General features: G+C 52.8%; 5 protein-coding genes and 1 pseudogene. 5 read left to right on the forward strand and 1 reads right to left on the reverse strand.

All coding sequences use genetic code 11. From position 1 onward, the window contains the following. Positions 1-96 precede the first annotated feature (96 nt). The 5 genes from ABWV23_RS22135 (at position 97) to ABWV23_RS22155 (ending at position 6,934) form a co-directional block, all read left to right on the forward strand. Positions 97-1,059: a hypothetical protein gene (locus tag ABWV23_RS22135; RefSeq protein ID WP_353351853.1), complete on the forward strand. Its 963-nt coding sequence runs from the start codon at positions 97-99 to the stop codon at positions 1,057-1,059. Next, a complete protein-coding gene (locus ABWV23_RS22140; RefSeq protein ID WP_353351855.1) occupies positions 1,052-1,282 on the forward strand; it encodes a hypothetical protein in 231 nt (76 codons plus the stop codon). Before ABWV23_RS22135 ends, ABWV23_RS22140 begins: the two co-directional genes overlap by 8 nt. 382 nt (positions 1,283-1,664) lie before the next feature. Beyond that, a complete protein-coding gene (locus ABWV23_RS22145) occupies positions 1,665-2,327 on the forward strand; it encodes a recombinase family protein (RefSeq protein WP_353351857.1) in 663 nt (220 codons plus the stop codon). 106 nt (positions 2,328-2,433) lie between these two features. Then, on the forward strand, positions 2,434-3,360 hold the full coding sequence (locus ABWV23_RS22150) for a restriction endonuclease (protein ID WP_353351859.1): 927 nt from the start codon (positions 2,434-2,436) through the stop codon (positions 3,358-3,360). 502 nt (positions 3,361-3,862) lie between these two features. Beyond that, positions 3,863-6,934, forward strand: a complete 3,072-nt coding sequence (locus tag ABWV23_RS22155) for a phosphorylase family protein (protein ID WP_353351861.1) — start codon at positions 3,863-3,865, stop codon at positions 6,932-6,934. Positions 6,935-6,982: 48 nt separating this feature from the next. Here ABWV23_RS22155 and ABWV23_RS22160 read toward each other — a convergent pair. Continuing rightward, a pseudogene (locus ABWV23_RS22160) lies at positions 6,983-7,439 on the reverse strand (IS5 family transposase); the annotation flags it as partial.

The following is a 7,439-nucleotide window of genomic DNA, read 5'->3' on the forward strand; positions in this document are numbered from 1 at the left end:
ATCCTCCAGACAAATCGGGTTGTTCTGTTTCACCGGAACGGCGGCTGAAGGTGCTCCCCCAGAGCGCAGAGCTCTATTTCCCAAAATCCCGAAAGAATGGACATCATCATGGAATATCGACACAACGTAGACCCCGCAAACCCCTCCGGCAGCAACCTCGCATCCCGTCCCATGGGCTTCACCGCAACGGTGGGCCAAGGTTCACTGGAAGTAGTTGGCGGCCACGGCATCCGGCAAAGCGGGGGTCTTGAGCACACCGTCGCCCCAACCGCAGACCCGGCAACCGGCCTGACCTTCAGCACCGAAGCTGGACTTCCTGTCCCCGGCGGCAATCCCCGCCCGAATGATCTGGTCGAGATCGGCGGGATTCGTGTGAAGGTCTCGCAGGCTGTTCGTGACGGCCTCATCGCAGACCCTGCTAAAGCTGCCCCCACACAGCCCCTCAGCACCCCTCACAGCGGCCATAACGCTGCCCCGCAGGGAAACCCTCACGCTGCCCCTGAAGGCGCTGTGGAGGCCCCTGAGAGCGCGGCTGACGCTGCCGCTGATAACTTCACTGCTGAGGTGCTGCCCCGCGTATCCCCCGCCACTATCTCCTCCCTCGAAGCCGATTTGAATGAAGGCCGGTTCAGCGAGAAGACGCTGGATTATCTGATGCTTGAAGGTGGACAGAGTGCAGAGGCGCTGGGCGCTGTACGCGATGCTTGCGCCGCCAAAGTCACCGCCGCCACCGGCATGGACGAAGCTGAGTTGCAAGAGCTGTGGCAAGACAACCGCCCCGCTTTCAACGCGGCTGTGAGCGAGATGCTGAAGACCGGCAGCACCGCCGCTTTCCAAGACCTCGCAGCACAAGCAGACGCCGCAGCATGGACACCGATGGCCCCTGATGAGGCCACCGAAGCGTGGAAATCCCAGGACTTCCCGCAGGCCCTGCTAGACGCTGGCCTTGAGCCAGTGTTTGACGGTGGTGAAGTGGCGATCAACATTCCCGGCATGGGTGTTGTTCCGTGGACCGAAGCGGTTCAGCGCGGGTTGGTGAAGGTGAGCCGTCGTGGCTGACCCTAAGTGCAACCAGCAAGGCCGCGTCACTACCTTTGGCTGGCCCTCTGCGGCTGAGGTAGCGGCCCAGATGCAGGCGAAACATGCGGCCTACCGGGCACAGCAGAAGAAGCTGGAAGAGGTGACCGCGAAGGTTGAGGCTCAACGTGCCCGCGAGGGTGAGGCGAAAGCTACCCGAACGCGGGAAGCGACACAGTCCAGCCTGTTCTGGCATGACATCTGACGATGAGATCAAGGAGTGGTTGACTGGGCGGAAGTAGAGTGCCGCCTGTTGCCCCCAACAAGCAGGAGGTATCCGGGAGACCGGGCACCTCCAAATATTTCTGCGCAAAAATTCGCGTAGCTGAGATCATATATAGAGCCACGCGCTTTCCCCCCGTGGGGTGGAGGTCTTTTCCTATTCGCGCATGGGCGATGAGCACTTTACCTCGCCCGTTGACCCACACCTCGAACACCGCTGCGCCGCTGGAGGTCAGCTTCTCGGTCCAATGCAAGAGACCGCGCGGCTGGCGCTACGGCTCCCTTTTTCGTAACACTCGCAACGACCGTTGACATTTGCAACGATGCTGCCTATCTCCTCGGTCGAGCAGACGGAGTTAGGCAGAATGAAACGCTATGTGATCTATCGTCGGGTATCGACGGATGAGCAGGGCAAGTCTGGGCTGGGCCTTGAGGCGCAGGACAGGGACATCCGCTTGTATCTGGAAGGCTACAGCGACCAGCCCTTTGAGGTGGTTGCGGAGTTCACTGAGGTTGCCTCTGGTGCCGATGATCGCAGGCCGGAGTTGACCAAGGCCCTTGATGTGGCTCGTAAGCATGGCGCTGAGCTGCTTGTCGCCAAGCTTGACCGCCTGTCCCGCAAGGTGTCCTTCATCGCCTCCCTTCTGGATGACCGTAAGGTTCAGCTTCGCGTGGCTGCTATGCCTCAGGCGGACAAGTTCCAGCTCCACATCTACGCCGCATTGGCTGAGCAGGAGCGGGAGTTCATCTCTATCAGGACCAAGGCTGCCCTCAAAGAAGCCAAGGCCCGTGGCGTGAAGCTCGGCGGTGCCCGCGACAAGACCCTGAAGCGGAATCAAGAGGTTCAGCGAAAGGCCACTGAACGCGCCCAGAGCGTGGCTGGCCTAATTCAGCCCCTGCGGGAAGCCGGAAGGAGCCTCAGGGAGATTGCTGCGGAGTTGAACCGGGCGGGGGTGCGAACGGCCCGTGGCGGTGAATGGCAGGCATCACAGGTGAAGAGGACCATAGAGCGGCTTGAGCGGGGGTGATGGCTCAAAGTTTTCGATCGCCTGTATCCGTTGGGGTGTATCGGTATTTTTCTAGCTCAACTATCAGTGTATGAGGTGGATTGAAAAATTTCACTTGAGGCCAGATATGAGCATTCCAGATTACCAGACTTTTATGCTGCCTGTGTTGAGGAAGTGCCAAAACGGCGAAGTCAAAATCAGCACAGTCATCGAGGAGCTTTCGGAAGAGTTCGATCTGACCGAAGATGAAAAGGCCGAACTGCTGCCCAGCGGGAAGCAGACCATCGTCGCCAACCGCATCCATTGGGCTAAAACCTATCTGAAGCAGGCGGGACTGGTCGAAGCAACAAGGCGCGCTCACTTCACTATCTCTGATAGAGGGCGTGCGGTACTTGCCAAGAACCCAGATGCAATTGACGCCCGAATGCTGGAAGAGTTTGACGAGTTTCAAGACTTCAAGAACCGGCGAAACTCACAGGATGCCGGTAACGCGCAGGCCAGTGGAGATGCTGATGCGGTCGAAAACAGTTCGAAGACACCCGACGAGATCATGCGGGCAGCACACCAGAAAATCGAAGATACCCTCCGGGCTGAGATGCTGGAAAAGATTAGAAGCGCCTCACCTGCTTTCTTTGAGGGGTTGGTGGTAAATTTGCTGGTGGCTATGGGATACGGTGGTTCTGTGACCGATGCAGGCCGGGCTATTGGTCGCGCTGGTGACGGCGGTGTTGATGGAGTAATTGACCAAGACGCGCTGGGCCTGGACCGGGTCTACATTCAAGCAAAACGCTATGGGGACGGAAACTACGTCGGCCCCGGTGCAATCCGAGATTTCTTCGGGAGCTTGGATCGTTTCAAGGCCACAAAAGGACTTTTCGTTACGACATCGGGCTTCACCAACGAAGCCGTTGAAACAGCTCAGCTTCTCAGCAAAAGGATTGTCTTGATCGACAATGAAACCCTGACCAAGCTCATGGTGAGGTACAACGTGGGGTGTCGGGTCGAAGATACGCTATACCTGCGAAGGCTCGATGAAGAATTTTTCTCGGATTGAGAGAAGAAAGCTTGCCCTGCGGTGGCCTTCATGGGACCCATTCAGGGCACTCTCCGGGACGCCTCCGCGATTCATTCCCATGTAAGTCCTTGAAAATGAAAACGTTACCTGCGTTTTGAGTTCGATTTGAAGGCGTGTGGGGGGAGCAAAACCAAAATCTACATACTTTTCAAATGGGTACGGGATTCGTTTCTGCCTCGAGTACGCTACTTTCCTGCAAGTGGCGTGGGGCTTGGTGCGTGTAGTTGCCGTTTGATGGTGAGGTCGGTTGAGGGATTGAAGTAAGCATGAAGCATAAGCGGATGAAGAAGCGGCTACCTCCGCACTTTTCTGCAGGAATTTCGTGTGGGAATGCATCGACCGCCACTGCTGCCTCCAAAGGTCAAGCTAGAGTAGAGTAGTTCTTATAGGAGAGATGAAGCTCCTGTGTACCCTTCAGGTTGCTACGCCGTTCGCTAGGTGCCACTGTGACGCAAACGATTCAAGCTAAGAGCAAGAATAGATGACCAAGAAGCACTTTGACCTTTTGATAGTAGTTCCCCTCGAAGAAGAGTTCCAACAGCTCCAGGCCATCTTCGAGCACAAAGTGGACCTGACTGAAGATGGATGCTTCATGTCCGAAGTCGAAACCGATGTGGATGGCGTTACAGCAATCGCCGTCCTACAGGAAGACATGGGTAAAACCGCTGCAGCGAATGCAGTTGATCAAGCTTTTGAGCGCTTCAGTTTTAGCTTTGTTGTCTGCGTTGGCATTGCAGGGGCGCTGTCGAAAGACATCCACTTGTGTGACGTTTGCTATTCCAGCAGTGTCATAGATGTGTACGACAACACGAAAGCTTCTGACGGGGACGGGGGAGGGATCGACCTTGCGCTTAGTCCTACCCATTTCCCTTCGCCGAAAAAGTGTTCCAGCTCATTTGATTACGTTAGGCTGTTACCGGAGCTAAAACCTCAATATATAAAATGGCAAAAAGAGTGTTCAGATTTCGCCGCGCGGAAGATTCCTGACCCAGTGTATGGCAGGGATAATAAGAAAGAAGAAGTTTCCGAACCCAAGAGTTTAAAGGGCGTGATAATATGCGGAGCCGTGAGCGCTAGCAAGAAATACAATGAAAAAGTTAAAGGGCTTGATCGCAAAGTGATGGCAATTGAGACTGAATCTGGTGGTGTGTTCGAGCGCGCTCAAAAGAAAGGCGTGCCGGCTATCTCAATAAGGGGAATTTCCGATTATGCAGATTCCACAAAGGGGAGGTTGGAAGGGAAAACCGCAGGCGCAGTGAGGGAGGTTGCCGCAAAGAACGCGATGACTTTCTTAAAACTACAATTGAAGGCGGGAAATTTTGTAAAATGTATTAAAGAGATAGGGGGCGCTGACAACTCCACGCCTGACTTGTTTGAGGGGAAGGAGGACGCGCCTCTGTTGCCGGGTTTAGTTGAGGGTGTTTCAATTCAGATTGACGAAAAGCTTAGAGAGATTTCACCTGAGTATCGACTTCTCCCAAAGGGCTATAAACTTCCTCTTCCAAGAATTCGTAAAGTTGAAGAGGAGGCTGGAAGCGCCAGCGAGGATGGAGGGGCGAAGGAGATTATAGATTGCCTTCATCTTCAAGATAGAATATTTATTTCCTTGACCAAGGGGTATCCAGAGAAAAGTTTGGCCTGGGTTATTGCGGATGAATTAGTTCAATCGAGTATTGCAGATAAGCAAATTATTCCAATCGTGGTTGAGGGAAGTCAAGTAAAGCCGCCGGCATATGGAATTGAGTATGCGGCTTCTGTGGACTTTTCAAAAATTAGAAAGTGTCCAGCTATTCCGGTTGTTGTCTTCGACGGCGTTCCTCTTCACTCTCGTTCTAGGATGAACTTTATCGTTGAGGAGATAAGTAAGCACTCGGACGCTAAATTTATTTTTGTTGATCGGACGTATTCTAATTTGTTCTATGAAGGGGAGTTTGCAGCAACACTAGGGGTGGAAGCGTATGAGATTTGCGAAGTTTCATTTACGCAAATGTCTCACTTCGTTCAGAAAAATTTTGACATGGAAAGCGCAGAGGCGGAAGTAGTTGCTTTACGCCTCAGAGATACCTTTAGAAGATTCGATCTCGATGCTCATCCCAGTTACTTCGCAGGAATTCCGCGATCAACTCTTACAGCACTTATTCAAGCCAACCGTCGTGCAGAGTTAATGGAGTTAGCGGTCGCAGGGTTTCTTATCTTTGTGGTTGCGGATGACAAAGCAAGCATCCAGCTCAGCAGAACGACTCGCTCTCGATTTCTTCAAAGTCTATTAGTTGAAATATGGGTGGAAAAACGAGCCTTCACTCACGCTGAACTGATAGATTTTACTAGCAGATTTGCCAAGAAATATGATTTTGATATTGAGCCCATTAAGTTTGTTCAGGACTTTCTGGAGAATGGGGTATTGCATTTTGAGGGGGAGCGAGTCTGCGTGACTCTGCCATTTATTGAGCACTACTTGTTGGCGTTGGCGTTGTCTTCAGATGAAGATCTTGCAAGAAAATACTTTAATTTGGGAAGTGATTTTTTTGATATTTCGACCTTTGATTTGTATGCGGAAATTGGGCCCTCTGAACATGTGGTAGATGATGTTTTGTCTACGCTGCGGAGTGATGTGGCCGAAAGGAATCAGAGTGAAGAAAATGAACTAATTCTCTTGTCGGGCGAGTTGGAAGGGAAGCTTAAATTCTCACATAAGAAGGTGTCGTCGTTGAAATCACGGGTCGATCAGGCTGTGAAATCCGTTGAGAACGGCGACAACCAAACTAAAGACAAGCAGCAGCTCCTCGATGCTTCGGATGAAGTTAGACGATCGTTCTCCAAGTTTCAGGACAACGTTTCAGAAGGGGGAATCGAGGAGAGCGACCGGGAGCCTTTTGTGGATTCGGTTCGGCACTGGAGTATTGCGACAACTTTGTTGGGGTCTGGTGCAGAGCACCTTGACGCCAGTACCAAACGAGAGTTGTCGTCGCTAATAGTGCAAGGGCTTGCTGCAATCATCGAGGATTGGACGCGGCGTCATGATGCTTTCGACTTTGACGGGTTGAGAGAAACTCTTACTTCAGACGAGAACATAGACAAGTTCGTTTCCCAAAGCCCTGGCGACCGTTCTGTAGAAGAAGTTAGGAAGATGTTCGACAGAATAATAGACGGGTTGCGTTATGTATTGATTGGCATGCCATTTCACCGGGTTGTGGGGCACCTTTGCGAAAGTGCGCGAGGTCCAGTTTTGGCCAAGAGCGTTTCTCAATGCGAGGTTTCGTCTGAGTATCAAGAGATGCTAAAGTCAATTTGGCTGTCAGATATTGATGTGCAGAGTGGAAAAGAGAATTTTGACCGTGTTGTGAAGAAATTCCCGGATGCGCCATTTTTTAGGTTCTTGGTGGCATCCCATTTCCTGACTAGGGTATATTGGAGTCATGCTAAAAAGAATGATCGCTTAGCCGTTTTGGAGATGGCTGACGGTATGTTGAAGTCCACTTCAATTAACATTGGGAAGCATAGCCTCGTGCGAATGATTGAGACGGATGAGAAGGAAAAGTCAAAAAATAAATAGGCGAGGGCGATCGGTTTGGGCTTAGAGGTTTCGCATTAGGGTCAGGATTCATAACCAATAGATGACGGTTGCCGCGAGCGCGATGACCGCGAGGAAGACCTTCGGAAATCTGTCGTATCGGGTTGCCACGCGCCTCCAGTCCTTGAGCCTGCCGAACATGATCTCGATGCGGTTGCGCCGCTTGTATCGGCGCTTGTCATATTTGACCGGTGTCTTGCGCTGCTTGCGGCCAGGGATGCAGGCGCGTATCCCCTTGTCCTGCAACGCTTCTCTGAACCAATCGGTGTCATAGCCGCGATCCCCGAGCAGCCAGTCTACGTTTGGGAGACTGCTGAGCAGCGCCCGCGCCCCGATGTAGTCGGTGTGACCTGCCCGGCGGTGACGAACACGTTGAGCGGTCGACCTTGGCTGTCGCAAATGGCATGCAGTTCGGTGTTCATGCTACCCTTGGTCCGGCCGATCAGGCGACCACGCCCCCCTTTTTCGCGGCCAAGCTGGTCGCGGT

The organism is Aquicoccus sp. SU-CL01552 (assembly GCF_040365005.1).
In the GTDB taxonomy this organism is placed as follows: Bacteria; Pseudomonadota; Alphaproteobacteria; order Rhodobacterales; family Rhodobacteraceae; genus Antarcticimicrobium.